Origin of the sequence: Rhodoplanes sp., assembly GCF_013377085.1 — a bacterium.
GTDB lineage: Bacteria > Pseudomonadota > Alphaproteobacteria > Rhizobiales > Xanthobacteraceae > Rhodoplanes.
On record NZ_JACAAX010000013.1, the window covers coordinates 101,746 to 124,391 of the forward strand.

General features: G+C 69.2%; 20 protein-coding genes. 11 read left to right on the forward strand and 9 right to left on the reverse strand.

Features of this window, described 5'->3' with window-relative positions; genetic code table 11:
* Positions 1 to 237 precede the first annotated feature (237 nt).
* The 7 genes from hyfB (at position 238) to HXX10_RS11815 (ending at position 9,040) form a co-directional block, all read left to right on the forward strand.
* The gene (gene hyfB, locus HXX10_RS11785; RefSeq protein ID WP_296522411.1) at positions 238 to 2,250 is read left to right on the forward strand and encodes a hydrogenase 4 subunit B; all 2,013 of its coding nucleotides are present in this window, start codon (positions 238 to 240) and stop codon (positions 2,248 to 2,250) included.
* Complete coding sequence (locus tag HXX10_RS11790; RefSeq protein WP_296522412.1) at positions 2,241 to 3,197, forward strand: NADH-quinone oxidoreductase subunit H; 957 nt, start codon at positions 2,241 to 2,243, stop codon at positions 3,195 to 3,197. The genes hyfB and HXX10_RS11790 overlap by 10 nt, the downstream gene beginning before the upstream one ends.
* A complete protein-coding gene (locus HXX10_RS11795; RefSeq protein ID WP_296522413.1) occupies positions 3,197 to 3,868 on the forward strand; it encodes a hydrogenase-4 component E in 672 nt (223 codons plus the stop codon). Before HXX10_RS11790 ends, HXX10_RS11795 begins: the two co-directional genes overlap by 1 nt.
* Complete coding sequence (locus HXX10_RS11800; RefSeq protein ID WP_296522414.1) at positions 3,868 to 5,328, forward strand: hydrogenase 4 subunit F; 1,461 nt, start codon at positions 3,868 to 3,870, stop codon at positions 5,326 to 5,328. The genes HXX10_RS11795 and HXX10_RS11800 overlap by 1 nt, the downstream gene beginning before the upstream one ends.
* A 5-nt stretch (positions 5,329 to 5,333) precedes the next feature.
* The gene (locus HXX10_RS11805) at positions 5,334 to 6,854 is read left to right on the forward strand and encodes a hydrogenase expression protein HypE (protein ID WP_296522415.1); all 1,521 of its coding nucleotides are present in this window, start codon (positions 5,334 to 5,336) and stop codon (positions 6,852 to 6,854) included.
* Positions 6,855 to 7,002: 148 nt separating this feature from the next.
* Entirely contained in the window at positions 7,003 to 7,539 is a 537-nt protein-coding gene (locus HXX10_RS11810) for an NADH-quinone oxidoreductase subunit NuoB (RefSeq protein WP_296522416.1), read from the forward strand.
* A 157-nt stretch (positions 7,540 to 7,696) separates the two neighbouring features.
* Entirely contained in the window at positions 7,697 to 9,040 is a 1,344-nt protein-coding gene (locus HXX10_RS11815) for a dicarboxylate/amino acid:cation symporter (protein WP_296522417.1), read from the forward strand.
* 199 nt (positions 9,041 to 9,239) lie between these two features.
* On the opposite strand, the gene HXX10_RS11820 is transcribed toward HXX10_RS11815, so the two are convergent.
* The 4 genes from HXX10_RS11820 to HXX10_RS11835 all read right to left on the reverse strand — a co-directional run bounded on the left by HXX10_RS11820 (position 9,240) and on the right by HXX10_RS11835 (position 14,240).
* Complete coding sequence (locus HXX10_RS11820; RefSeq protein WP_296522418.1) at positions 9,240 to 9,698, reverse strand: acetyl-CoA carboxylase biotin carboxyl carrier protein subunit; 459 nt, start codon at positions 9,696 to 9,698, stop codon at positions 9,240 to 9,242.
* 30 nt (positions 9,699 to 9,728) lie between these two features.
* Positions 9,729 to 10,088, reverse strand: coding sequence for a hypothetical protein (locus HXX10_RS11825; RefSeq protein ID WP_296522419.1), 360 nt, complete (start codon positions 10,086 to 10,088; stop codon positions 9,729 to 9,731).
* 34 nt (positions 10,089 to 10,122) lie between these two features.
* Positions 10,123 to 11,685 carry an acyl-CoA carboxylase subunit beta gene (locus HXX10_RS11830; RefSeq protein ID WP_296522420.1) on the reverse strand — a complete coding sequence of 521 codons (1,563 nt, stop codon included), beginning with the start codon at positions 11,683 to 11,685 and terminating at the stop codon, positions 10,123 to 10,125.
* A gap of 230 nt (positions 11,686 to 11,915) precedes the next feature.
* On the reverse strand, positions 11,916 to 14,240 hold the full coding sequence (locus tag HXX10_RS11835) for a xanthine dehydrogenase family protein molybdopterin-binding subunit (RefSeq protein WP_296522421.1): 2,325 nt from the start codon (positions 14,238 to 14,240) through the stop codon (positions 11,916 to 11,918).
* A 420-nt stretch (positions 14,241 to 14,660) separates the two neighbouring features.
* Here HXX10_RS11835 and HXX10_RS11840 point away from each other — a divergent pair, with 420 nt between their 5' ends.
* The 3 genes from HXX10_RS11840 to HXX10_RS11850 all read left to right on the forward strand — a co-directional run bounded on the left by HXX10_RS11840 (position 14,661) and on the right by HXX10_RS11850 (position 16,634).
* Positions 14,661 to 15,230, forward strand: coding sequence for a sigma-70 family RNA polymerase sigma factor (locus HXX10_RS11840; RefSeq protein WP_296522422.1), 570 nt, complete (start codon positions 14,661 to 14,663; stop codon positions 15,228 to 15,230).
* Positions 15,227 to 15,916 (forward strand): hypothetical protein, encoded by a 690-nt coding sequence (locus HXX10_RS11845; protein ID WP_296522423.1) that lies wholly within the window; start codon positions 15,227 to 15,229, stop codon positions 15,914 to 15,916. Before HXX10_RS11840 ends, HXX10_RS11845 begins: the two co-directional genes overlap by 4 nt.
* A 298-nt stretch (positions 15,917 to 16,214) precedes the next feature.
* Positions 16,215 to 16,634, forward strand: coding sequence for a TIGR03809 family protein (locus tag HXX10_RS11850; RefSeq protein WP_296522424.1), 420 nt, complete (start codon positions 16,215 to 16,217; stop codon positions 16,632 to 16,634).
* Here the strand turns inward: HXX10_RS11850 and HXX10_RS11855 are convergent.
* The 5 genes from HXX10_RS11855 to meaB all read right to left on the reverse strand — a co-directional run bounded on the left by HXX10_RS11855 (position 16,601) and on the right by meaB (position 20,017).
* On the reverse strand, positions 16,601 to 16,837 hold the full coding sequence (locus HXX10_RS11855; RefSeq protein ID WP_296522425.1) for a hypothetical protein: 237 nt from the start codon (positions 16,835 to 16,837) through the stop codon (positions 16,601 to 16,603). The two genes, HXX10_RS11850 and HXX10_RS11855, sit on opposite strands and share 34 nt — an antisense overlap.
* Before the next feature lie 125 nt (positions 16,838 to 16,962).
* Positions 16,963 to 17,715 (reverse strand): DUF3750 domain-containing protein, encoded by a 753-nt coding sequence (locus HXX10_RS11860; protein ID WP_296522426.1) that lies wholly within the window; start codon positions 17,713 to 17,715, stop codon positions 16,963 to 16,965.
* Positions 17,716 to 17,876: 161 nt separating this feature from the next.
* On the reverse strand, positions 17,877 to 18,077 hold the full coding sequence (locus tag HXX10_RS11865) for a CsbD family protein (RefSeq protein WP_296522427.1): 201 nt from the start codon (positions 18,075 to 18,077) through the stop codon (positions 17,877 to 17,879).
* A 114-nt stretch (positions 18,078 to 18,191) separates the two neighbouring features.
* On the reverse strand, positions 18,192 to 18,836 hold the full coding sequence (locus tag HXX10_RS11870; RefSeq protein ID WP_296522429.1) for a pyroglutamyl-peptidase I: 645 nt from the start codon (positions 18,834 to 18,836) through the stop codon (positions 18,192 to 18,194).
* A 176-nt stretch (positions 18,837 to 19,012) separates the two neighbouring features.
* Positions 19,013 to 20,017, reverse strand: a complete 1,005-nt coding sequence (meaB, locus tag HXX10_RS11875; protein WP_296522430.1) for a methylmalonyl Co-A mutase-associated GTPase MeaB — start codon at positions 20,015 to 20,017, stop codon at positions 19,013 to 19,015.
* Positions 20,018 to 20,303: 286 nt separating this feature from the next.
* On the opposite strand from meaB, the gene HXX10_RS11880 reads away from it, so the two are divergent.
* Entirely contained in the window at positions 20,304 to 22,463 is a 2,160-nt protein-coding gene (locus HXX10_RS11880; protein WP_296522431.1) for a hypothetical protein, read from the forward strand.
* Positions 22,464 to 22,646 lie beyond the last annotated feature (183 nt).

The window sequence follows — 22,646 nt, forward strand, 5'->3', positions numbered from 1 at the left end:
CGCGCCGGCGGGAATTCTCTGGCCGTCCAGCTCCTCGTGCGTTAAGGAACCGTTTTCCGATCTGGCCGATCCGGCTTCGGTGAGGGGGGCGTCGCGTGCTCGCGCGAAGCGTGAGCCGTCCGTGGCGCTTCTGGCCGGTGCGCCCGGCGCATCCGCTGCGCTTGAACGCGTCGCGGCATAAGGGCCGCCGCAGAACGGCGGGGCGCTGGCCGGATCGAGACAACGAGGTGGGGGGGAATGCCGGAGGTCACCATCGGGCTTTGGTGCATTGCGGGCTTTCTCGGGACCGGCGTGCTCGGCGCCGTGCTCGGGCGGCATGCGGTCGCGACCCCGCTGGTCTACGGCACGGCCATGTGCGTCGCGCTCGCCGCCGTGCTGCTTGCCCTCGAGGTGCTGCTCGGCGCCGCGCCGGCCACCAGCCTGGTGCTGCCGATCGGCCTGCCGGGTCTGGGAGCGCATTTCCGTCTCGACGCGCTGGCTGCCTTCTTCATGCTGGTGGTGAATTTCGGTGCCGCCGCCGCGAGCCTCTACGCCATCGGCTACGGCCGCCACGAGAAGGCGCCCCTGCGGGTGCTGCCGTTCTACGGCCCGTTCCTCGCCGCCATGAACCTCGTTCTGCTGGCCGCCGACGCCTTCACGTTCCTGCTGTCCTGGGAGCTGATGTCGCTCGCCTCCTGGACGCTCGTCGTCTCGAATCATCGCCAGAGCGCCAACATCAGGGCCGGCTTCATCTATCTCCTGATGGCGAGCTTCGGCACGCTGTGCCTGCTGCTCACCTTCGGCCTGCTGTCGAATGCGACCGGGGACTTCACCTTCGAGCGGATGCGTGCCGCCGGCTCGAGCGAGACCGTGGTGGCGATGGCGACCCTGCTGGCGCTGGTCGGGGCGGGCTCGAAGGCCGGCCTGGTGCCGCTGCATGTCTGGCTGCCGCTCGCCCATCCGGCGGCGCCGAGCCATGTCTCGGCCCTGCTCAGCGGCGTGATGACCAAGGTCGGCGTCTACGGCTTCATGCGCATCGTCTTCGACGTGATCGGCGATCTCAGCCCCTGGGCCGGCCTCGTGGTCGTGGTGGCGGGGGGCGCCACCGCCGTGCTCGGCGTGCTCTATGCCGTGATGCAGCGCGACCTCAAGCGGCTGCTCGCCTACTCGACAGTCGAGAACATCGGCATCATCTTCATCGGGCTCGGCCTGGCGCTCGCCTTCCGGGCGGATGGGCAGGCGCCGGCCGCGGCGCTCGCCCTGACGGCGGCGCTGTTCCACGTGCTCAACCACTCGGTGTTCAAGAGCCTGCTGTTCTTCGGCGCCGGCGCCGTGCAATCGGCGACCGGCGAGCGCGACATGGAGAAGCTCGGCGGGCTCGTCCACCGCATGCCGCAGACCGCCGTGGTGTTCCTGATCGGCTGCATGTCGATAGCCGCGCTGCCCCCCCTCAACGGCTTTGTCTCCGAGTGGATGACGTTCCAGGCCATCCTGCTCAGCCCGCAGCTCACGCCCTGGGGCCTCAAGTTCGCGGTGCCGGCGGTCGGCGCCATGCTGGCGCTCGCGGCCGCGCTCGCCGGCGCCTGCTTCGTCAAGGCGTTCGGTGTCGTCTTCCTCAGCCGGCCACGCTCGCCCGCGGCCGCGAACGCCACCGAGGTCGACGGCTTCGCGCTGACCGCCATGCTGATGCTCGCCTGGGTCTGCGTCGTCGCCGGCACGCTGCCCGGCTTCGTCATCGACGCGCTCCACCCGGTGACGCGCGCGCTCGCCGGCAGCGCGCTGCCCACCCAGGCCGGCGTGCCGTGGCTCTCGATCGTCCCGATCGCCGAGAGCCGCAGCTCCTACAACGGCCTGATCGTCTTCTTCTTCCTGATCGCCTCCGGCAGCATGACGGCCCTGGTGGTGCATCGCCTCGCCTCGCGCCGCACCCGCAAGAGTCCGGCCTGGGACTGCGGCTATCCGCTCGACAGCCCGATCACCCAGTATTCGAGCGCGAGCTTCGCCATGCCGATCCGCCGCGTGTTCGGCACGGTGGTGTTCGGCGTGCACGAGACAGTCGACATGCCCCGCCCCGGCGAGATGCGCGCCGGTCACTACCGCCTGCGGGTGCGCGACCCGGCCTGGCGCTACCTCTACGGCCCGCTGGCGCGGCTCGTGCTGCGTTCGGCGCACAAGCTCAACCGGCTGCAGTTCCTCACCATCCGGCGCTATCTCGCGCTGGTCTTCGCCGCCCTCATCGTCCTCATGCTGGTGGTGGCGGCATGGCGCTGACCATCGATCTCCCGCTGCAGCTCCTGCAGATCACGTTTCTCCTGGCGATCGCGCCGCTGATCGTCGGCATCACCCGCAAGGTGCGGGCCCGCCTGCTGTGCCGGCGCGGGCCGCCGCTGGTGCAGCCCTATCTCGACATCTGGAAGCTGATGCACAAGGACGCCGTGGTCGCCGACAACGCCTCCTGGGTGTATCGCCGCGCGCCCTACATGATTTTCGCCGCGACCTGGGTCGCCGCCGGCCTGATCCCGACCTACGCGACCGGGCTCCTGTTCTCCTGGTCGGCCGACCTGATCGCCGTGATCGCGCTGCTCGGCACGGCGCGCTTCGCACTGGCGCTCGCCGGCATGGATGTCGGCACGGCGTTCGGCGGGATCGGTTCGTCGCGCGAGATGATGATCGCCTCGCTGGCCGAGCCGGCCATGCTGCTGATCTCCTTCGCGGTGGCGCTGATCGCCGGCACCACCCAGCTCTCCGCCATCGCGTCGCTGTTCTCGACCGGCGACGTCGGCGTGCGCGTCTCGCTCGGCCTCGCGCTGCTCGCCCTGATCGTGGTCGGCATCGCCGAGAACGCCCGCATACCCGTAGACAACCCGGCCACCCATCTCGAGCTCACCATGGTGCACGAGGCCATGATCCTCGAGTATTCCGGGCGCCATCTCGCCGTCATCGAGGCGGCCGCGCAGCTCAAGCTGGTGCTGTATTTCTCGCTGATCGCCTGCCTGTTCGCCCCGTTCGGCATGGCGACGGGCGAGAAGACGGCACTCGCGCTCGTCGTCGGCCTCGTCACCTTCGTTCTGAAGCTCGTCGTGCTCGCCGTGCTGCTGCCGATCGCCGAGACGACGGTCGCCAAGATGCGGGTCTTCCGCTACCCCGCCTTCGTCGGCAGCGCGTTCGCGGCGGCGGCGCTCGCCGTGTTCCTGCGCTTCGTGTCGCGAGGCTTCTGATGAACCCGCTGTGGTTCGACATCGCCCATCTGCTGGCCGGCGGCGTGCTGGTGCTCAGCCTGATGCTGCTCTACCAGGACCGCATCACGGCAGTGATCAACGTGTTCGCCCTGCAGGCCGTGGTGCTGTCGCTGTCGGTCGGCTGGCAGGCGCTGGTGCAGAGCGCGCCGCATCTCGTCGCCACCGCCCTGATCGCCCTGGTCGCCAAGGGCGTGATCATCCCGACGGCGCTGCACCGGATCGTCCGCAAGCTCGACATCCATCGCGAGGTCGAGCGGGTGGTCTCGGGCGGCCCGACCATGCTGGCCGGGCTCGGCCTCGTCGCCCTCTCGATCCTCCTGGTGCAGCCCGTGGTCGAGACCGCCGACCCGGTCGCCCGCGAGGACTTCGCCTTCGCGCTCGCAGTCGTGCTGCTCGGCCTCCTGGTGATGATCACGCGGCGCAACGCCGTCACCCAGGTGATCGGCTTCATGTCGCTCGAGAACGGGCTGATTCTCGCCGCCACCGGCGCCAAGGGCATGCCGCTGGTCGTCGAGGTCTCGGTCGCCTTCTCGGTGCTGATCGCCTTCATCGTCTTCGGCGTGTTCGTGTTCCGCATCCGCGAGCGGTTCGACACCGTCGACGTCAACGTGCTCGAACGCTACCGCGGCGAGCGACGGGAGCACCTGTGATGCAGGACCTCGTCGCCGCGTTGCCGCTCGCACCCGTCACGCTGGTGCTGCTGCTGCCGGCGCTGGCCGTGCCGGTGCTGGCGGGGCTGTCGAACTATCGCGTCAGCGCCGGCCTCAACATGCTGTTCTCCGGCCTCACGTTCGTGGCCGGCCTGCTGATGCTCGCCGCGCCGCGCTCGCGCAGCGACTTCATCATCGTCGACGACTTCAACATCTTCCTGGTGGTGCTCACCACCTTCATCGGCTTCTCCACCAGCGTCTACAGCGCCAGCTATATCGGCCACGAGCTGGAGACCGGGCGGCTGACGCCGACCTTCCTGCGCTTCTACCACGCCATGTACCAGGCCATGATGGGCGCCATGAATGTCGCGCTCGTCTCCAACAATATCGGGCTGATGTGGGTGGGCCTCGAGGTCGCGACGCTGGCGACCGTCATGATGGTCGGCATCTATCGCACGCCCGAGGCCATCGAGGCGGCGTGGAAATACTTCATCCTGGGCAGCGTCGGCATCGGCCTCGCCTTCTTCGGCACCATCCTGATCTACATGGTGTCGTCGAACGTGATCGGCGGCGGCATCCCGGCGATGGCCTGGGACGAGATCGTCCGCCATGCCGACCGGCTCGACCCCAAGCTGCTGTCGCTCGCCTTCGTGTTCCTTTTGGTCGGCTACGGCACCAAGGTCGGGCTGGCGCCGTTCCACGCCTGGCTGCCCGACGCCCATGCCGAGGGACCGACGCCGATCTCGGCGGTGCTGTCCGGGCTGCTCCTCAATGTCGCGCTCTACGCGCTGCTGCGCTTCAAGATGGTGGTGGCCGGCAATCCGGCGGCCATCAATGTCGGTGCCATCCTGATGACGCTCGGGCTGATCAGCCTGTTGTTCGCGGCCTTCATGCTTTACGGCCGGCGCGACATCAAGCGGCTGTTCGCCTACTCGTCGATCGAGCACATGGGCATCGCCACCTTCGCGTTCGGCCTCGGCGGGCCGCTGGCGAACTTCGCCGGCCTGCTGCACATGACCATGCACTCGCTGGTCAAGTCGGCGATCTTCTTCGCGGTCGGCCATGTCGCCCAGGCCAAGGGCACGCAGCGGCTCGCCGACATCAGCGGTCTGTCGACGACCCATCCGCTGCTCGCGGTCGGCTTCGCGCTCGGCGTCATCGCCATCGTCGGCCTGCCGCCCTTCGGCGTGTTCATGAGCGAGTTCCTGCTGGTGTCGACCGCCTTCGCGCGTCAGCCCATCCTCACCGTGCTGCTGGTCGCCGGCATCATCCTGGCGCTCGGCGCACTGCTGCTGCGGCTGCAGCAGGCGATCTTCGGCGAGCCGCATGGGAAGGCCGATCCGGTGAAGGCGTCCTACTTGCCGCTGTTCGTCCATCTGCTGCTGGCGCTGGTCGCCGGCCTGTGGCTGCCGGACGCACTGGTGCGCTGGTTCCGCAGCGTCGCGGCGCTGCTCGGGTGATCGCGATGCACGAGGACAGCATCTCCGCACTCTTGGCCGACGCTCTCGCCGTGGTGCCGCTGCGCCCGTGGCCGCGCTACGAGCTCGCGACGGCGGCCTTCGACGCCGTCGCCCGGGCGGTCGGCGACGGCGAGCGCGAGATGCTCGCTCTGTGGGCCGAGTCCGGCATGGTCCACATGGCGATCCGCCCGATCGGCGAGACCCCTTGCGTGGTGTCCACCGCCGTGATCGAGGGACGCTTTCCCTCGGTCGGGCGCTGGCACGCGCCGGCGATCCGGCTCGAGCGGGCGATCCACGATCTCTACGGCTACGTCCCCGAGGGCGCGCCGGACGAGCGGCCTTGGCTCGACCACGGCGCCTGGGACCGCAGCGGCCCGCTCGGCACCCGCGGCGAGGCGGTGCCGCGCGACCCCGCCGACTATCCGATGCTGCCGGTGACGGGCGAGGGGCTGCACCAGATCCCGGTCGGCCCCGTCCATGCCGGCATCATCGAGCCCGGCCATTTCCGCTTCACGGCGAACGGCGAGACGGTGGCGCGGCTGGAGGAGCGGCTCGGCTACGTCCACAAGGGCATCGACGCGCTCACCACCAATGCGCCGATCGATCGCGCCGGCAAGGTGGTGGCGCGCGTGTCCGGCGACTCGACCGTGGCGGCGAGCTTCGCTTTCGCCCGTGCCGTCGAGGCGGCGCTCGGCCTCGACGTGCCGCCGCGCGCCAGCGCGATCCGCGGCGTGATGGCCGAGCTCGAGCGATTGGCGAATCATTTCGGCGACATCGGTGCGATCTGCAACGACGCCGCCTTCGCCATCGTGCTCGCCCATTGCGGCATCTTCCGCGAGCGCATCCTCGCCGTGTCGGCGGCCGTGTTCGCCCACCGGCTGATGATGGACACCATCGTGCCGGGCGGCGTCACCACCAACATCACCACGGAGGGCGCCCGGCTGATCGGGGCGGCGCTCGACGAGGTGGCGCCGGCCTTCGCCGAGATCGTCCGCCTCTACGAGGACACGCCGTCGATCCAGGACCGCACCTGCGGCACCGGCCACCTCCCCGCCGACCTTGCGGTGCGGTTCGCCGCCGGCGGCCCGGTCGGCCGCGCTTCGGCGCGCGACTTCGACGCCCGCCGCGACCTCGCTTATGCGCCTTACGAGGGACTTCCCTTCGACGTGCCGGTGCTCACGACCGGCGATGTCGATGCCCGCGTGCAGGTGCGCATCCGCGAGGTGGCGGCGTCGATGGACCTGATCCGCATGCTGCTGGCGATGCTGCCGGAGGGGCCGACCCTGGTGCCGGTGCCGGACGCCGCTGGCCCCTGCGAGGGCGTGGCCGTCACCGAGGCGTTCCGCGGCGACCTCCTGGTGTGGCTGCGGCTCCTCCCGGGCGGCAAGGTCGCGCGCTGCCATGTGCGCGACGCGTCCTGGTTCCAGTGGCCGCTGCTGGAGGCCGCGATCGAGGGCAACATCGTCGCCGACTTCCCGCTCTGCAACAAGTCGTTCAACTGCTCCTACTCGGGACACGACCTGTGAGACGCGGGCGCTACTTTCCACTCGTCCCCGCGAAGGCGGGGACCCAGGGGCCACGCGACGTGCGGCTCTGGATTCCCGCTTTCGCGGGAATGAGCGGAGGCCAGGGCCGGCGGTTCGAAACGAACGCGAACGACGGGACTTCGCTCCGATGCGCACCCTGATCCTCAAGTCGCTGTTCGCCAAGCCCGTCACCATCCCGGCGCCGGACCCGTCAGCCGCCGCCCTGGAGGAGGTCGGCCGCGCCCTGGAGGCGCGGGTGCGCCGGCTCTACGGCCGCTCGCTCGCCATCCGCGAGGTGGACGCCGGCTCCTGCAATGGGTGCGAGCTGGAGATCCACGCCCTCAACAACGCCGTCTACGACTGCGAGCGCTTCGGCCTGCGCTTCGTCGCCTCGCCGCGCCATGCCGACGTGCTGATGGTGACGGGACCGGTCACCCGCAACATGAAGGTCGCGCTGGAGCGCACCTATGCGGCGACCCCCGATCCCAAATGGGTCGTCGCGGTCGGCGACTGCGGCTGTGGCTGCGGGGTGTTCGGCGAGAGCTATGCCGTGGTCGGCGCGGTCGACAAGGTGATCCCGGTCGACCTGTCGCTGCGCGGTTGTCCACCGCGGCCGCTCGATCTGCTGCAGGGGCTGATCGCCCTGGTCGACAAGACGACCGCTCGCCAAAGATCCGCGGGTTGATCCCTCGCGCCCCCGGGGCCGGCCCTCTGCGGGCCGTGCGAGGCGCGCGGCCGGTTGCCTTTTATCGGCTATACTACTGATAGACTCCGACGACCGTCTTCAGTGACTCTCCCACTGCCGATTTTTTGCAGAATTTATTCCGCGGTGGGGTTTCTTCATGTCGACCATGACGATGCATATCGAGGCGGGGACTCCGGTTCGCGCCCGCAAAGCGTTCTACCACACGCTCTATGTTCAGGTGCTGTTTGCGATCGTCGTCGGCGGCCTGCTCGGCTGGCTGGCGCCCGATATCGCCACCAATGATTGGATCAAGGCGCTCGGCGACGGCTTCATCAAGCTGATCAAGATGGTGATCGGCCCGATCATCTTCTGCACCGTCGTCTCGGGCATCGCCCATATCCAGGACGCCAAGAAGGTCGGCCGGGTCGGCGTCAAGGCGCTCCTCTATTTCGAGGTGGTGTCGACCTTCGCGCTGGTGATCGGCCTCGTCGTCGGCAACCTGTTTCCGGTCGGCCACGGCATCGGGGCGCAGGCCAATGCCCAGGCGGTCGCGAAGTTCGCCCAGCAGGCGAGCGAGCACAAGACCGTCGACTTCGTGCTCGGCATCATCCCGGACAGCGTGGTCGGCGCGTTCGCCAAGGGCGACATCCTGCAGATCCTGCTGTTCTCGATCCTGTTCGGCTTCGCCTTGATGCTGCTGGGCGAGCGCGGGCACGGCGTGCGCACCTTGATCGACGATCTCGCCCAGGGCGTGTTCGGCGTCATCGGCATCGTCATGAAGGCGGCGCCGTTCGGTGCCTTCGGAGCCATGGCCTACACGATCGGCAAGTTCGGTCCGTCGGCGCTCGGCAACCTCGCCGGCCTGGTCGGGCTGTTCTATCTGACGGCCGCGCTGTTCGTCTTCGTCGTGCTCGGCACCATCGCCCGGGTCGTCGGCTTCAACATCTTCAGGTTCCTCGCCTACATCAAGGACGAGCTGCTGATCGTGCTCGGCACCTCGTCGTCGGAGAGCGCGCTGCCGCAGCTCATGCGCAAGCTGGAGGCGCTGGGGTGCTCGAAGTCGGTGGTGGGCCTGGTCGTGCCGACCGGCTACTCGTTCAATCTGGACGGCACCAACATCTACATGACGCTGGCCACCCTGTTCATCGCCCAGGCGATGGGAGTCCATCTCGATTTCGGCCAGCAGATGACCATCCTGATCGTCGCGATGCTGACCTCGAAGGGGGCGAGCGGCGTCACCGGGGCGGGCTTCATCACGCTGGCCGCCACCCTGACGGTCGTCAATCCGGCGCTCGTTCCCGGCATGGCGATCGTCTTCTCGATCGACAAGTTCATGAGCGAGTGCCGCGCCCTGACCAACCTCACCGGCAACGGCGTCGCCTGCATCGTGGTGTCGTGGTGGGAAGGCGAGCTCGACCGGACCAAGCTCGAGGAGGCCATGTCGGGCAAGGCCGCCGTCGTCCCGCACAGCGCCGAGGCCTCCGCTCGCGCGGCGGCATGAGCCGGGATTGCGCCGGGCTCGACGCGGCGCCGGATCGCGAGGCCCCGGCCGGCGACATGCCGGAGGGGATCGCGCAGGTCCCGGTCCGCAAGGACCCGGCCTGGCGGCGGGCAGGCGGGCACGTCCAAAAAAGAGAACCGGCCGCGTGGCGGCCGGTTCTCGACGGCCCGGATGACCGGGCGAGGGAAAGCGACGGCGGTTAGCTGATCGTCACCAGCGGCTGGTCGGCGTCGACCGCGTCGCCCTGCTTGACGTGGATGCCGGTGATCTTGCCCGCCTTGTGGGCGCCGATCACGGTCTTCATCTTCATCGCCTCGAGCACGACGACCTGGTCGTCGATGTCGACGGTGTCGCCGATATTGACGCTGATCTCGAGAACGACGCCGGCGAGCGGCGCCAGCCGGTCATCCGGGCCGCCGCTCGGGGCGGCCGACGGGCCGCCGGACGACGCTGCCGGGGCATCAGGGGCAGGAGCGGGAGCCGCAGGCGCGGCGGCAGGAGCCGGGGCCGCCGGGGCGGGCCGCGGCGCGGCGACTGGCGCATAGGCGACGGGCGCCGGAATCGGTGCTGGCGCGTAGGCGCCCCCCAGGTCCGTCACGTCCTCGACGACGACGTCGAAAGCTCGGCCGTCGACTGTGATCCGCAGGTGTCTCATCATGATAGGTCTCGTTCCCCGAACGGCGCGATGTCAGTGGTTGGGTTTGTATGGCGCGTGCGACGTATGGTGCCGCGTCCGCATCTCGGCGGTCCAGCCGGAGCCGGGCCGCGCCTCGCCGATGTAGACGACGCGATGCGCACCGAACGCCGCCGCTGCGATGGCGGCGATGACCGCGAGGTCGTCGGTACCGACACCCGGTCCGAGAACCGGGCGGCCGGCCGGCGCCGCGGCCGGCAGGCTCGCTGCGGCCGGGACCGAAACGGCCTGCTCGGGCGAGCGGCGCGTCATGATCCTGACCGTGATGATGGCCGTCAGGGCCGCCACCACGGCGCTCACCAGGAACGAGCCGTAGAGCTGGAGGAGGACGCCCCCGAGCATCTCCTGAGTCATGTCCGAAGGACTCCGTTTGTCTGAGGCATGGCGATCAGAGCGGGATCAGGCCGTGCTTCTTGGCCGGACGCAGCTCGCGCTTGGTGAGCAGCTTGCGAAGCGACAGCGAGACGGTGGCGCGGGTCATCTCCGGCTCGATGACGTCGGTGATGTAGCCCTTGGAGGCCGCCAGATAGGGCGAGGCGAACTCGTTGCGGTACTGCTCGACGAACTCCTTGCGCTTGGCCTTCTTGGCGCCGGCGTCGTCGATCGCCTTCAGCTCCTTGCTGTACAGGATGTTGACGGCGCCTTCGCCGCCCATCACGGCGATCTGGGCGGTCGGCCAGGCGAACACCACGTCGGCGCCCATCTCCTGGCTGCACATCGCGAGATAGGAGCCGCCATAGGCCTTGCGGGTGACGATGGTGATCTTCGGCACCGTCGCGGAGGAGTAGGCGAACAGCATCTTGGCGCCGTGCCGGATGATGCCGCCGCGCTCCTGGTCGATGCCGGGCAGGAAGCCGGGCACGTCGACGAAGGTGACGATCGGGATGTTGAAGGCGTTGCAGAAGCGGATGAACCGCGCGCCCTTGTCGGAGGAGTCGATGTCGAGGCAGCCGGCCTTCTCCATCGAGTTGTTGGCGATGATGCCGACGATCACGCCCTGGACCCGGCCGAAGCCGACGATCATGTTCTTGGCGAACTGCGCGTGGATCTCGAGCAGGTCGCCGCCGTCGAGGACGCGCCGCACGATCGCGTGCATGTCCATCGGATCGGAGGCGTCGGAGCGCACCAGCGCGTCCATCCCCGGATCGGGTTCGAGGTCGAGCTCCGGGGTCGGATCGTGCGGCGGGTCCTCGGTGTTGTTGCTCGGGAAGAACGACAGCAGCTTGCGCGTCAGCTCGACGGCGTGGCGGTCGTCGTCGGCGAGCAGGTGGACGTTGCCGCTCACCGAAGCATGCATCTCGGCGCCGCCGACCTCGTCCATGCTCACGTCACGGCCCGACACCGCCTTGATGACCTGCGGGCCGGTGATGAACATTTGGGCGTTCTGCCGCGTCATGATGATGAAGTCCATCAGCGCGGGAGAGTAGGAGGCGCCGCCGGCGCACGGGCCGGCGATGATGGCGATCTGCGGCACCACGCCGGAGAGCACGACGTTACGATAGAACACCTCGCCGTAGCCGGAGAGCGCGTCGATGCCCTCCTGGATGCGGGCGCCGCCCGAATCCTTGAAGCCGACCAGCGGCACGCCGTTCTTCTCGGCGTAGTCCATCGCCCACACGATCTTGTGGCCATGCATCTTGCCGAGCGTGCCGCCGACCACCGTGAAGTCCTGGCTGAAGGCGGCGATCTGGCGCCTGCCCACATAGCCGGTGCCGACCACGACGCCGTCGGCGGGGATGTCGACTTCCGACATGCCGAACGCCGTGCAGCCGTGCCGCGCATGCGCGCCGTATTCCTGGAAAGTCCCGTCCTGGATCAACGCGGCGATACGCTCGCGCGCCGTCATCAGACCCTTGCTGTGCCGATCCGCCGCCTTCTTCGCGCCGCCGGCAGCAAGAATCTTGTCGCGCTTTTTCTTGAGTGTGGACCGTAGTTCCTCGTCGAGCGGCATGCTCGCCCCCTTGTCCAACGATACCTGATGGATGACGGCGCCCCGTGCTCGTCCACCGGAATCAGTCGCAGCCCTCGGTCAAATCACCCCGCGGCCGCGGTCGAGGCGACTACACCATAAGCGCAGGCCTACGTCGAATCCTCAGGCCCTCGCGGCAGTTATGCACTGGCGCCATATAGTGCTGACGAATCAATAAGCAGTGATCCGTAGGCAGCTCCAGCGCGCAGCCGCTATACCTCCACGGCACGGATTGCCCGCCATACTTTCTCGGGCGTGGCCGGCATCGCGACCGGCCCGGCGCCGATCCGCGCGAGCGCGTCGTTGACGGCGCTGGCGACCGCCGACAGCGCCCCCACCGTGCCGGACTCGCCGGCGCCCTTGACGCCGAGCGGATTGGTGGTGGTCGGCACCTCGTTCTCGCCGAGCACGAACGGCGGGAAGTCGCCGGCGCGCGGCATGCAGTAGTCGGTGAATGACCCGGTCAGGAGCTGGCCGCTCGAGTCGTGGACGACGCTTTCCATCAGGGCCTGCCCGGTGCCCTGTGCGATGCCGCCGTGGATCTGGCCCTCGACCAGCAGCGGATTGATCATGTGGCCGACATCGTCGACCGCCGCATAGCGGACCAGCGTGACGACGCCGGTTTCCGGATCGATCTCGACCTCGCCGACATGGCAGCCGTTCGGATAGGTGCGCACGCCGCCGTCCGACGTGAACGCCTCGAACAGGCCGGGCTCGAGGCCCTTCGGGATCCGCGCCGGCGCGAACGCGGCGCGCGCCACCTCGGCCAGCATGATGCCGCGGTCGGTGCCGACGACGGTGAAACGGCCGTCGGCGAAGACGAGATCGGCCGCGTCCGCCTCCAGCATCGCGGCGGCGATGAGCCGCGCCTTGGCGATGATCTTGTCGGCGGCGGCGACGATCGCGCTGCCCGCCGTCACGGTCGAGCGCGACCCGAACGTGCCGGTGCCGATGTCGACCTGGTCGGTGTCGCCGTAGCGGAAGGCGATCTGCTCCGGCGGCAGGCCGAGCCGGTCGGCGGCGATCTGGCGGAAGGTCGTCTGGTGGCCCTGGCCGTGGTCGTGGGTGCCGACCGACACGGTGACGGACCCGCTCGGGTCGAAGCGGATGTCGGCATGCTCGATCAGCCCGCCATTCGACGCCTCGACCGTGCTCGACACGCCGATTCCGCGCAGCTTTCCGCGCGACCGCGACTCCGCCAGCCGGGCCACGAAGCCGGTCGCGTCGGCGAGCACCAACGCGTCCGAGATGTTCTTGCCGAAGTCGCCGCAGTCGTAGGTGTAGACCAACGCGGTCTTGAACGGCATCGCGGCCGCCGGAATCGTGTTGCGGCGGCGCAGCTCCACCGGGTCGATGCCGAGCTCGCGGGCGGCGGCATCCACCATGGTCTCGATCATATAGGCCGCTTCCGGCCGGCCGGCGCCCCGATAGGGGCCTGTCATCATGGTGTTGCTGAACACGCCCGTGACCTCGACCCGCATGGCCGGGATCGCATAGGTGCCGGTCAGCACGCCGAGATTGTTGACCAGCGGCCCGGCGGTGCGGTCGGTCGTGTAATAGGCGCCGAGATTGGCGAAGGTCTTGACCCGCAACGCCAGAAATTTTCCCTCCGGGTCGAGCGCCAGCTCGGCGTCGCTGATGTTGTCGCGGTGGTGCTCGTCGGACAGGAAGCTTTCGCCGCGCTCGGCGGTCCAGCGCACCGGCCGGCCGGTGAGCCGCGCCGCCAGGCAGGCGAGGGCGTATTCGGGGGCGGCCTGGCCGCGCACCCCGAAGCCGCCGCCGACATTGTCGGAGACGACCCGCACCCGCGCCTCCGGCACCCCCAGGATCTCGCCCGCCAGGATGCGCCGCAGGGTGTGGGGTCCCTGCGAGGTGCAGCGCAGCGTATAGCGGCCGCCGCGGGGATCGTAGTCGGCGAGGCAGCCGCGCGGCTCGATCGGGTTGCCGGCGACGCGGCTGATGGCCAGGCGGCGGCGGACCACACGGGCAGCCCCGGCAATGGCGCGCTCGGTCGCGGCGGCATCGCCGAGCGCGTGCAGGAACACGTCGTTCTCCGGGCAGCCGGCATGCACGGCCGGGGCGCCGGGCGCGATCGCCTCGGCGAGGCCCGGCACCGCCGGCAGTGCGGCATAGTCGACCGCGATCGCCTCGGCGGCGTCCTTGGCGGCATTCACGGTCTCGGCCACCACGAAGGCGACCGCCTCCCCCACATGGCGGACCCGGTCGGTCGCCAGCATCGGCTGCGGGGTGACGAAGGCGGGTGTCCCGTCCCGGCGCGACCGCCTCGTGTGCGGGACCTGGGTGCCGAGCGCCGCGACCGCGGCGTCCCGCCCGGTCAGCACCAGCACGACGCCCGGCATGCTCCGCGCGGTCTCGGCGTCGATCGAGACGATGTCGGCATGGGCGTGGGGCGAGCGCAGCACGATGGCGCGCAGCTCGCCCGGCAGGGCGACGTCACCCACATACCGGCCCTGGCCGCGCAGCAGATAGGGGTCCTCCTCGCGCGGCACCGGCTGGCCAATTCCGAACTCGCCCATGTGAAACCCATCCCGTTCTTCTTTTTTCGCTTTCGGCTCGCCCCGGGTCTGCCGGGGGCGCCGGGCGGAGGGCTGTTATGCCGTGCCGGCAGGGTGGCGCAAGCCGTCCCGGGTTGCGGTCGGGGAATCGGCGTTGCTGTGGTAGCGTCCGCCAGCCGTACCGCGGGAGGCCACAGTGTGGCGAGGGCCTTTACGGAGCGGCCAGAGGGGCAAGTTCCATTGTATTGCCCGCGAGGGTCGTCGAACCGGGGGGCTGGCTAGACCCACCATGGCGTCATGACACTAATTTCGGCTGGCCAGCGGCCCCGGAGTGTTGCAAATCAGCCGCACTCGATCCGCATCCACAAGGATGGGTCGATCCATGCCCTTCGTCTTTGAACCCGTGTCATTTCCAACGCGACTACCCTCACGAGCCGACCGTTGAATGCCGATCCCGCGAATTCGGACATCGACCTGATCAATCGGATCGCCAATGGCGATCGGCTCGCCATGCAGGTGCTGTTCTCCCGGCACCACGTCCGCGTCTATCGCTTCGTCTTGCGGATCGTGGGCCACCAGTCGGCCGCGGAGGACTTGATCAGCGAGGTGTTTCTCGACGTGTGGCGCCAGGCTGGCCGGTTCGAAGGTCGCAGCGCCGTGTCGACATGGCTTCTCGCGATCGCGAGGTTCAAGGCGTTGTCGGCGATCCGTCGCAAGAGTGACGATTCGCTGGACGACGAGGCGGCAGCGGCGATCGAGGACCCGTCCGACGATCCCGAAACCGCGGTGCAGAAGAAGGACAAGGGTGCGGTCTTGCGGAAGTGCCTGCAGTCGCTGTCCCCCGAGCATCGGGAGATCGTCGATCTCGTCTACTACCACGAGCGGTCGGTGGAGGAGGTGGCGAGCATCGTCGGCATCCCGGAGAACACCGTGAAGACGCGCATGTTCTATGCGCGCAAGAGACTGGGTGAGCTGCTGAAGGCGGCCGGGGTCGAGCGAGGTTGGCCATGATGACGACGGACAAAAGAGGTCTCGACCGCGCTGCCCTCGAAGAGATGCTGCCGTGGCACGCCGCCGGGACGTTGAGCCGGGACGAGGCCGAGGCGGTGGAGCAGGCGCTGGCCCGCGACCCGGAGCTCGCCCGCCGCTACGAGCTGGTCCGCGAGGAGCTGTCCGAGACGATCCACCTCAACGAGAGCCTGGGCGCTCCCTCGGCCCGGGCCATGGACCGGGTGTTCGCCACCATCGCGGCCGAGGGCGGGCTCCAACGGGCGCGACCGACCGTATCCCTCACCCGCCGGCTCGCCGGCTTTTTCGAGATGCTGTCGCCCCGTACCGTCGCCTGGGCCGGTGCCGCGGCCGCGCTGGTGATCGTCGTCCAGGCCGGCCTGATCGCCGGTCTGACGGTCGGCGATCGCAGCGGCGGGACCGTCGAGATGGCCTCCTACGAGGAACCGGCCGACGCGGCTGCGCTTGCGACCTTCGCGCTCGTCCGCTTCGTGCCGCAGTCGAGCGCCGCCGACATTGCGCGGGTGCTCGAGGCCCATCGCGCCGCCATCGTCGACGGGCCGAAGCCGGGGGGGCTCTACCGGGTCCGCATCGCCGACCGGGTGCTGCCCGACGATGAGCTCGGGCGTGTTCTCGGCGCCCTGCAGGCCGAGAGCGCCGTGGTCGGCTTCATCGCCAAGGCACAGTAAAGGCCGGTGCCGTAAACGCCGCGCCGATTCCGCGACGGCGATTCGTCTTGCAATTGCGAGCAGGTTTTGCGGCAGCTTCACCGCAGCTCGCCGGTGTTGTCTCGGTGCATTCTCGCGCACGCAAAGGTTTTGCGGGGCTGCAGCGCAGTCCTGCGTTGATCATCGCAATGCTGTGGAAAATACTATCGCGCCCGACAATGGTATTGCCTTAATGTCGCCTTCGTGGCGCGTACCGATTCGGTCGCCTTCCTGTACGCGTATCCCAGCATCCAGGATCATCCGAGAACGGGCGGCCCCCATGCCCTCCTTGATTCCGCGCGGTATCCCGGCGTCCACGAGCCGTAAAGGCCTGATGCTCGCCGAACGGCGCCGCGCCCATTTCGTCGAGCTGTACAAGACCGGCCGGTGGAAACGCTACTTCACCGAGCACGAGTTCCTGGCCCGGATGCGCGAGGCGGTCCGCGAGGTGGACCAGTGGACAGCGGCGGCGGCGCTGTGGGACGAACCCGCCGCGACCCCGGCCGACGCCGGCGTGGAGCGCATCATCCCGCATGACATCCGCATTGATCCGCTGCGCGGCGATCAGTCAGCCGATGATCCGCTGACCGTCGCGGGCGGCGCGACCGACATGGCCGACCATGTCGCAATCGACGTTCTGCCCCAACCGCTCGCCGTGACCCGCGATCAGTCGGTCGACGCCTGCGAGTCGTTGTCGTAGCGGATCGGCTCCAGCCAGGCTTCTGTCTTCCACCACACGTGCTCGAGCCCGCACAACGGACAGCGCGACAGGATCAGCGTGTCGGGCAGTCCCGCGAAGGTGGATTCCTCTACTTCGATGCCCGTCGAGACAGATTGCCCACGATAGGGGCACCTGATCATGACGATCTTCACGTCAACCCCCGCCGCGCCGACGAAATTCAATTCGTTCTCGAAAAGGCCTTCGTCGGGTTCGAACGACCGCCGCCTTCCGGGTCCTTCTGGCAGAGTATTGCGTGCGGGAGTGTGGCGAGGCGGCTTCGGGGGATTACTTAGTCGCCGACCTCACATCACAAGTGGCCCGCCGCGATTGCCGTCGGCACGGGGCCGAGTCCGATCCGGCCGTAGCCCGGCAGCTTGACGGCGGGCCGCCGCAGATCGAGCCCGACCACGAGCCCGAGCAGGTTCACCTCGAGGCCTTCGACCCAGCCGGCCTTGACGCCGAGCACGCCGAAGACGCTCGCCTCGACGCCGGTGCCGCTGTCGCTCGCGCCCACATAGGCGCCGGGCCGGAAGTCGCGGCCGATCGCGTTCGCCGGCAGCGCCGCCCCGAGCTCGGGCACCGCCCGCAGAACGCCCGCCACGAAGGTGTTGCTGTTCGGTCCGGGCCATACCCGGTAGTCGCCCGCATTGGCGTATCGATAGCCGCGGATCGCGTCCGTGATTCTCGGGATCAGGGCTTCGGCGGCCTCGCCGGAGACGTCGGCGACGACGGTCGGCGGGTTGCCGTACCAGCGGCCGTCCGGCTCCCAGCCATTGAGCCGCACCGGATTACCCCAGCCGACCACGTCGAAGCGCGACCAGCCCCGCGCATCCTTCGCCTTCAGCACGATCCAGCTATGCACCGAGACGACGCCCTTCCACCCGCCGGTGCGGCCGGACAGCACGAGCACGCGCGCGTCGGGATGCGCGGCCGGCGCCGGCAGGCTGCCGACGCTCGACCAGTCGGCGTCGCGCCAGCTCCGTGGCGCCGTGTCGCCCGCATAGAGCGCGGCCCGCACGGCGATCGGCAACAGGAACAGGGCGAGAGCGGCGAGAATCATGAGGGTGCGTCGGGAGCGGCGCGGACGCGGGGTTTGCGGGAGGGGGTCGGTCGAGGGCGTCATGGCGCGCCATCATACATGGGATCGCGAGCGCAAGAATGCAGCATGCGCGAAAACGCCCGGGGCAGGGCCCCGGGCGCTCTCACGGAATCGTGTCGTGATCAGGAGTGGCGGCTCAGCCAGGTGTCCACGTCTTTCTTCACCTGGTCGCGGGTGTAGCCGTAGCGGTCCTGCAGCTTGCCCTCGAGCTGGTCGCGTCGACCGTCGATCACGGTGAGGTCGTCGTCGGTCAGCTTGCCCCACTGCTCCTTGACCTTGCCCTGCACCTGCTTCCAGTTTCCTTCGATGCGATCCCAGTTCATGCGCTGCCTCCGTTGTCGCTGATGCCGGGACAACCCGGGCGAGCCGGAGGTGTTCCGCATGCCGGCGCGGCGAAACGCCGGTCCTCGCGCCTCTTGATCTTGCAGAGCCGCGACCTAACGGAGGGATGCGGTGGCGGCGACGAGAAGCTGCTCGATCGCGGCGACGAACCGCGCGCGCCGCTGCGCGACGTGACAACGGCGTGAGATCGGCGGCGTGCCGGTTCGTCCGAGCCGATGCAGCGGCGGCACATGCACGAAGACGACGTGCCGCGGCCCGTGCGGCTGCGCCGCGGCCTCGAGCGCGCGCCAATAGGCGTAGTTGCACAGATAGCCGCCGGCATTTTTGGACAGCGCCGCGTCGATCCCGGCCGACCGCAGCGCGGCGCGGAGTGCAGCCTCCGGGAACATGCCGCGTGAGAAGAACGAGACGCCGGGCGCGATCGTCTGGCGCGCAGGGCGCGCACCGCCCGCATCCGGGAACAGCACCGACACGCGGTTGCGGGCGGTGAGCTCGAGGCGCATGCGGTCGGCCCGGGTCGCCACGCCGAGCAGCACGATCGCATCGGGCTTTTCACGCGCGAGCAGTGCGGGCAGATCGCGATCGACCGCGGCGTAGCGCGTTTCGAACACATGGCCGACGAGGCGGACGCCGGCGAGGGTCGGGCGGCGCCGCCGCAGAAGCTGCGCCACGATCGCCTCGGTCGGATTGAACGGTGCGCCGGGGAACCGCCCGAACCCGGTGACCAGGATGGTGGTCATCGTGCGGAGCCCCGGCAGTTCGTCATGCCCCGCGCAGGCGGGGCATCCAGTAAGCCCGGTGACGGTGAGGATACTCGCCGGCCTCGGTGGTCACGGGATCGCCCGCCTTCGCGGGCGATGACGCCGGAGAGTCTGGTCGTGCTTTGCGCCGGCCCGACCATGACGACGAAGAACCATCACCAGCCGAGCGCGGCAAAAATCTGGTCGACCGCGACGGCCGGCGACAGGCGCCCGTCGGCGACGTCGGCCTCGATCTTCGGCAGCTTTGCCGTGAGCGTGGGGTCGGAGGCGATGCGGGCGTGCACGCGGTCCTCGACCATCGCCCACATCCACTTGACCTGCTGCTCGCGGCGGCGCTCTGCCAGCTCGCCGCTCTTGGTCATGGTCTCGCGGTGCTCGACGACCTTGGACCACACGGCCGCCAGGCCGTCTCCCGTGTAGGCCGAGTAGGTGACGACCGGCACCTGCCAGTTCGGCGAGCGGGGGGAGAGGATATGCAGCGCAGCCCGGTACTCGGCCGCTGCGGCGCGGGCGCGGACGAGATTGTCGCCGTCGGCCTTGTTGACCGCGATCATGTCGGCGAGCTCGACCAGGCCCTTCTTGATGCCCTGCAGCTCGTCGCCGGCGCCGGGCAGCATCAAGGCGAGAAAGAAGTCCGTCATGTCGGCGACCGCGGTCTCCGACTGGCCGATGCCGACCGTCTCGACCAGCATCACGTCGTAGCCGGCCGCCTCGCAGATCAGCATGGTCTCGCGCGTCTTCGCCGCGACGCCGCCGAGCGTGCCGGCCGCGGGCGACGGGCGGATGAAGGCGTTCGGGTCGGCGGCGAGTTGCGCCATGCGGGTCTTGTCGCCGAGGATCGAGCCGCCGGTGCGGGCCGAGGAGGGGTCGACGGCGAGCACCGCGACCTTGTGGCCCTGTGCGGTGAGATAGGAGCCGAGCGCGTCGATGGTGGTCGACTTGCCGACCCCGGGTGCGCCCGTGATGCCGACCCGCACGGCCTTGCCGGTCGCCGGCAGCAGCTCCTGCACCAGGGTGCGGGCAGCAAGCTGGTGGTCGGGCCGCTTCGATTCGGCGAGCGTGATGGCGCGGGCGAGCAAAGCCCGTTCGCCGGCCCGGACGCCGGCGACGAGGCGGTTGATGTCGGAAGCCGACGGGACGTGGGTGGGGCGCGGATTCATGATGGCCCTGTGTAGAGCAGGAACGGCTCGAGAGGAACGCCCGCGCGCTCGACCGGGCCATGCGCCGGCAGCCATGTCGGACGTCAGTTGTTCCGGTGTCCGAAATCAAACCTTGCCGAAGCCGCGGGCAACGGCGCTCCCGCGATCTCGCCGCGGCGCGGCCCAAAATCATGTTCACATGGTTAAACAATGGTTTACGCAGGTGGTTAACGAAGATTGAACTTTCCTCTCCCCACCCGCGACCAAACGGATAACATTGCGAAATATTCCGCGCGGAGGGGGACGCATGCGCTCCAGGACGATTCTGGCGACCTCGATTGTCGCGACCTCTTTCGCCCTGACGGTGCAGCTCGGGGCGGCACAGGCGGCCGACCTCGTCTGGGAGGTCGAGAGCCCGTTCCGCTTCTTCAAGCGCACCAGCGCCTTCGATCTGCACGAACGCGCCTACAAGGCGGTCCGCGGCACGCCGGAGGATCCGGTCCCCGGCAATATCGTCTGGCGCACCGAGCGCCGCCTCAACGATCCCGATTGCCGCGACTCCTCCAGCCCGCTGGCCTGCGCCAGCACGGCCGGCCGCGGCTACGAGCGCAGCCGGCTCGGCTGGGCCGCCCAGACCCTCGACCTCAACTGCTACGACCGCAACGCGCGGCCGCGCCGCTACCCGACCACCTGCGACCGCCAGTATTCCTGGGGCACGGCCAAGGAGGACTACATCCTCCCCGACGCCCACACCGTGATCGTGCGGCTCGCCCCCCAGCATGTCGCGACCGCGGTCGGCGAGTGCACCTGGACCTGGAAGCCGCGCCGCGCCGGCCCGCCCGGCGAGACGGTCCGCCAGGCCTGCGCCAACCCGTTCGTCATCAAGCGCGCACCTTATTCGACCAACCGCTCCGTTTCGGGCGTCTCCGTGTCGGTGCGGCTGCCGGACGGGCGCGAGCTCGCCGATCCCAACGTGATGGTCGAGGACGTGCTGGTGGTCGCCATGGGCGACTCGTTTGCGTCCGGCGAAAGCAACCCGGACCGCCCGGTGGTGTTCAGCGCCGCGCGCGAGATGGTCTACGACCCGGTCAACACCCGCGACGACGTCGCCACCCGCTCGATGCGGACGCCGAGCTACGGGGTCGCCTCGGCCCCCCAGGCCGTCAATCCGAAGTCGCTGCCCAAGCGCCTCCTCGAGGACGAGGAGAAGGGGCTGATGTACCGCCCGACCTCGGAGGAGTTCCTGGCCGCCTTCGACAAGCGCCGGGCCCAGTGGCTGTCGCCCGACTGCCACCGCTCCCAATACGGCTATCCGTTCCGCGTCGGTCTCCAGCTCGCATTGGAAAACCGCCACCGCGCCGTCAGCTTCGTCAGCGTCGCCTGCTCGGGCTCCGACACCGTCGAGGGTCTGTTCGGCACCCGTGAGCCGCGCGAGCAGGCCACCGGGCCGAACGCCCAGAAGTCCGTGGTGCCGCAGCTCGACCAGCTCACCGAGCTGATCTGCCGGCCCGGGGCGCCGCGCTCGCGCGACGCCACCTACACGCTGCCGAGCTACACGTTCGGCTCCACCAATATCGGCTCGCAGACCTTCACCAAGTTCTGGTGCCCGCCCGAGAGCCGCAAGCGCCCGATCGACCTGGTGCTGCTGTCGATCGGCGGCAACGATGTCGGCTTCGGCGCACTGGTCGCTTACGGCATCACCGAGAGCGCCGCCGACCTCGCGCCGATCGCCGGCCTGGTCGGCCGCCAGATCCGCTTCGAGCCGACCGTCGCGCGCACCTATCTCGAGGTGCTCGACCGCCGCATGAAGGCGCTCAAGGACGCGCTCACCGACGGCTTCGGGGTCGATCCCTCGACGGTGCTGCACAACGCCTACGAGCCGGTGCAGTTCGACGAGACCGGACAAGTCTGCGGCACGCAGCCGACCATCGGGCTCGACGTCCACCCCCGGCTGCAGTTCGGCCGCGCCCGCGTGCAGCAGGTGTCGGACTTCACCCGCGACCTGCAGGCCCGCCAGGAGTGCATCGCCGACGCCCGCAAGCGGCCCGGCTGCCCGCGGCTCGCCACCGGCAACGGCACCGGCTTCCGCTTCGTCACCGAGCACACGGCGATGTTCGCGCGGCGCGGCGTCTGCGCCCGCGATCCGCAGCGCGCGCTCGCCGACCAGATCAACATGATGATGCCGCGCCTGTCGGCCAACGTCGACGAGTTCCAGCCCTACTCGCCGGCGGCGGCGCTGCCCTATGGCCGGCGCTGGCGGCTGATCCACAGCCCGAACGACGCCTTCCTCACGGCCAACACCCACGCCGAGGGCATCTCGCCGTTCGACATCCTGCAGCCGGCCTATGCGGCGCTCTACTCGGGCGCCTTCCACCCGACCGCCGAGGGCCATGCCATCGTCGCCGACTCGGTGATCCGCCACGCCCGCGAGGTCGTCGACCACCGCGCCATCGTGGACGCACGGTAGGCTGCTCCGACGCTCCGACGCCGGCTCTTCTCAAGGATGTGAGAAGGGCCGTGCGTCCGATCTGCAGCCCCTCCGCAAGTGTTGACCGTATATCGACCAAGCCGCGCGAACGCGCGTTGTCGCACGCCCGTTCCCAGTGGTACGGTTTTAGGGTCGCACGCCAGAGACGTCGGGCGTTCGCGC

Coding starts and splice junctions, on each gene's coding strand:
- hyfB (WP_296522411.1), top strand. CDS start 238: ATGCCGGAGGTCACCATCGGGCTTTGGTGCATTGCGGGCTTTCTCGGG.
- HXX10_RS11790 (WP_296522412.1), top strand. CDS start 2,241: ATGGCGCTGACCATCGATCTCCCGCTGCAGCTCCTGCAGATCACGTTT.
- HXX10_RS11795 (WP_296522413.1), top strand. CDS start 3,197: ATGAACCCGCTGTGGTTCGACATCGCCCATCTGCTGGCCGGCGGCGTG.
- HXX10_RS11800 (WP_296522414.1), top strand. CDS start 3,868: ATGCAGGACCTCGTCGCCGCGTTGCCGCTCGCACCCGTCACGCTGGTG.
- HXX10_RS11805 (WP_296522415.1), top strand. CDS start 5,334: ATGCACGAGGACAGCATCTCCGCACTCTTGGCCGACGCTCTCGCCGTG.
- HXX10_RS11810 (WP_296522416.1), top strand. CDS start 7,003: ATGCGCACCCTGATCCTCAAGTCGCTGTTCGCCAAGCCCGTCACCATC.
- HXX10_RS11815 (WP_296522417.1), top strand. CDS start 7,697: ATGTCGACCATGACGATGCATATCGAGGCGGGGACTCCGGTTCGCGCC.
- HXX10_RS11820 (WP_296522418.1), bottom strand. CDS start 9,698: ATGATGAGACACCTGCGGATCACAGTCGACGGCCGAGCTTTCGACGTC.
- HXX10_RS11825 (WP_296522419.1), bottom strand. CDS start 10,088: ATGACTCAGGAGATGCTCGGGGGCGTCCTCCTCCAGCTCTACGGCTCG.
- HXX10_RS11830 (WP_296522420.1), bottom strand. CDS start 11,685: ATGCCGCTCGACGAGGAACTACGGTCCACACTCAAGAAAAAGCGCGAC.
- HXX10_RS11835 (WP_296522421.1), bottom strand. CDS start 14,240: ATGGGCGAGTTCGGAATTGGCCAGCCGGTGCCGCGCGAGGAGGACCCC.
- HXX10_RS11845 (WP_296522423.1), top strand. CDS start 15,227: ATGATGACGACGGACAAAAGAGGTCTCGACCGCGCTGCCCTCGAAGAG.
- HXX10_RS11850 (WP_296522424.1), top strand. CDS start 16,215: ATGCCCTCCTTGATTCCGCGCGGTATCCCGGCGTCCACGAGCCGTAAA.
- HXX10_RS11860 (WP_296522426.1), bottom strand. CDS start 17,715: ATGATTCTCGCCGCTCTCGCCCTGTTCCTGTTGCCGATCGCCGTGCGG.
- HXX10_RS11865 (WP_296522427.1), bottom strand. CDS start 18,077: ATGAACTGGGATCGCATCGAAGGAAACTGGAAGCAGGTGCAGGGCAAG.
- HXX10_RS11870 (WP_296522429.1), bottom strand. CDS start 18,836: ATGACCACCATCCTGGTCACCGGGTTCGGGCGGTTCCCCGGCGCACCG.
- meaB (WP_296522430.1), bottom strand. CDS start 20,017: ATGAATCCGCGCCCCACCCACGTCCCGTCGGCTTCCGACATCAACCGC.
- HXX10_RS11880 (WP_296522431.1), top strand. CDS start 20,304: ATGCGCTCCAGGACGATTCTGGCGACCTCGATTGTCGCGACCTCTTTC.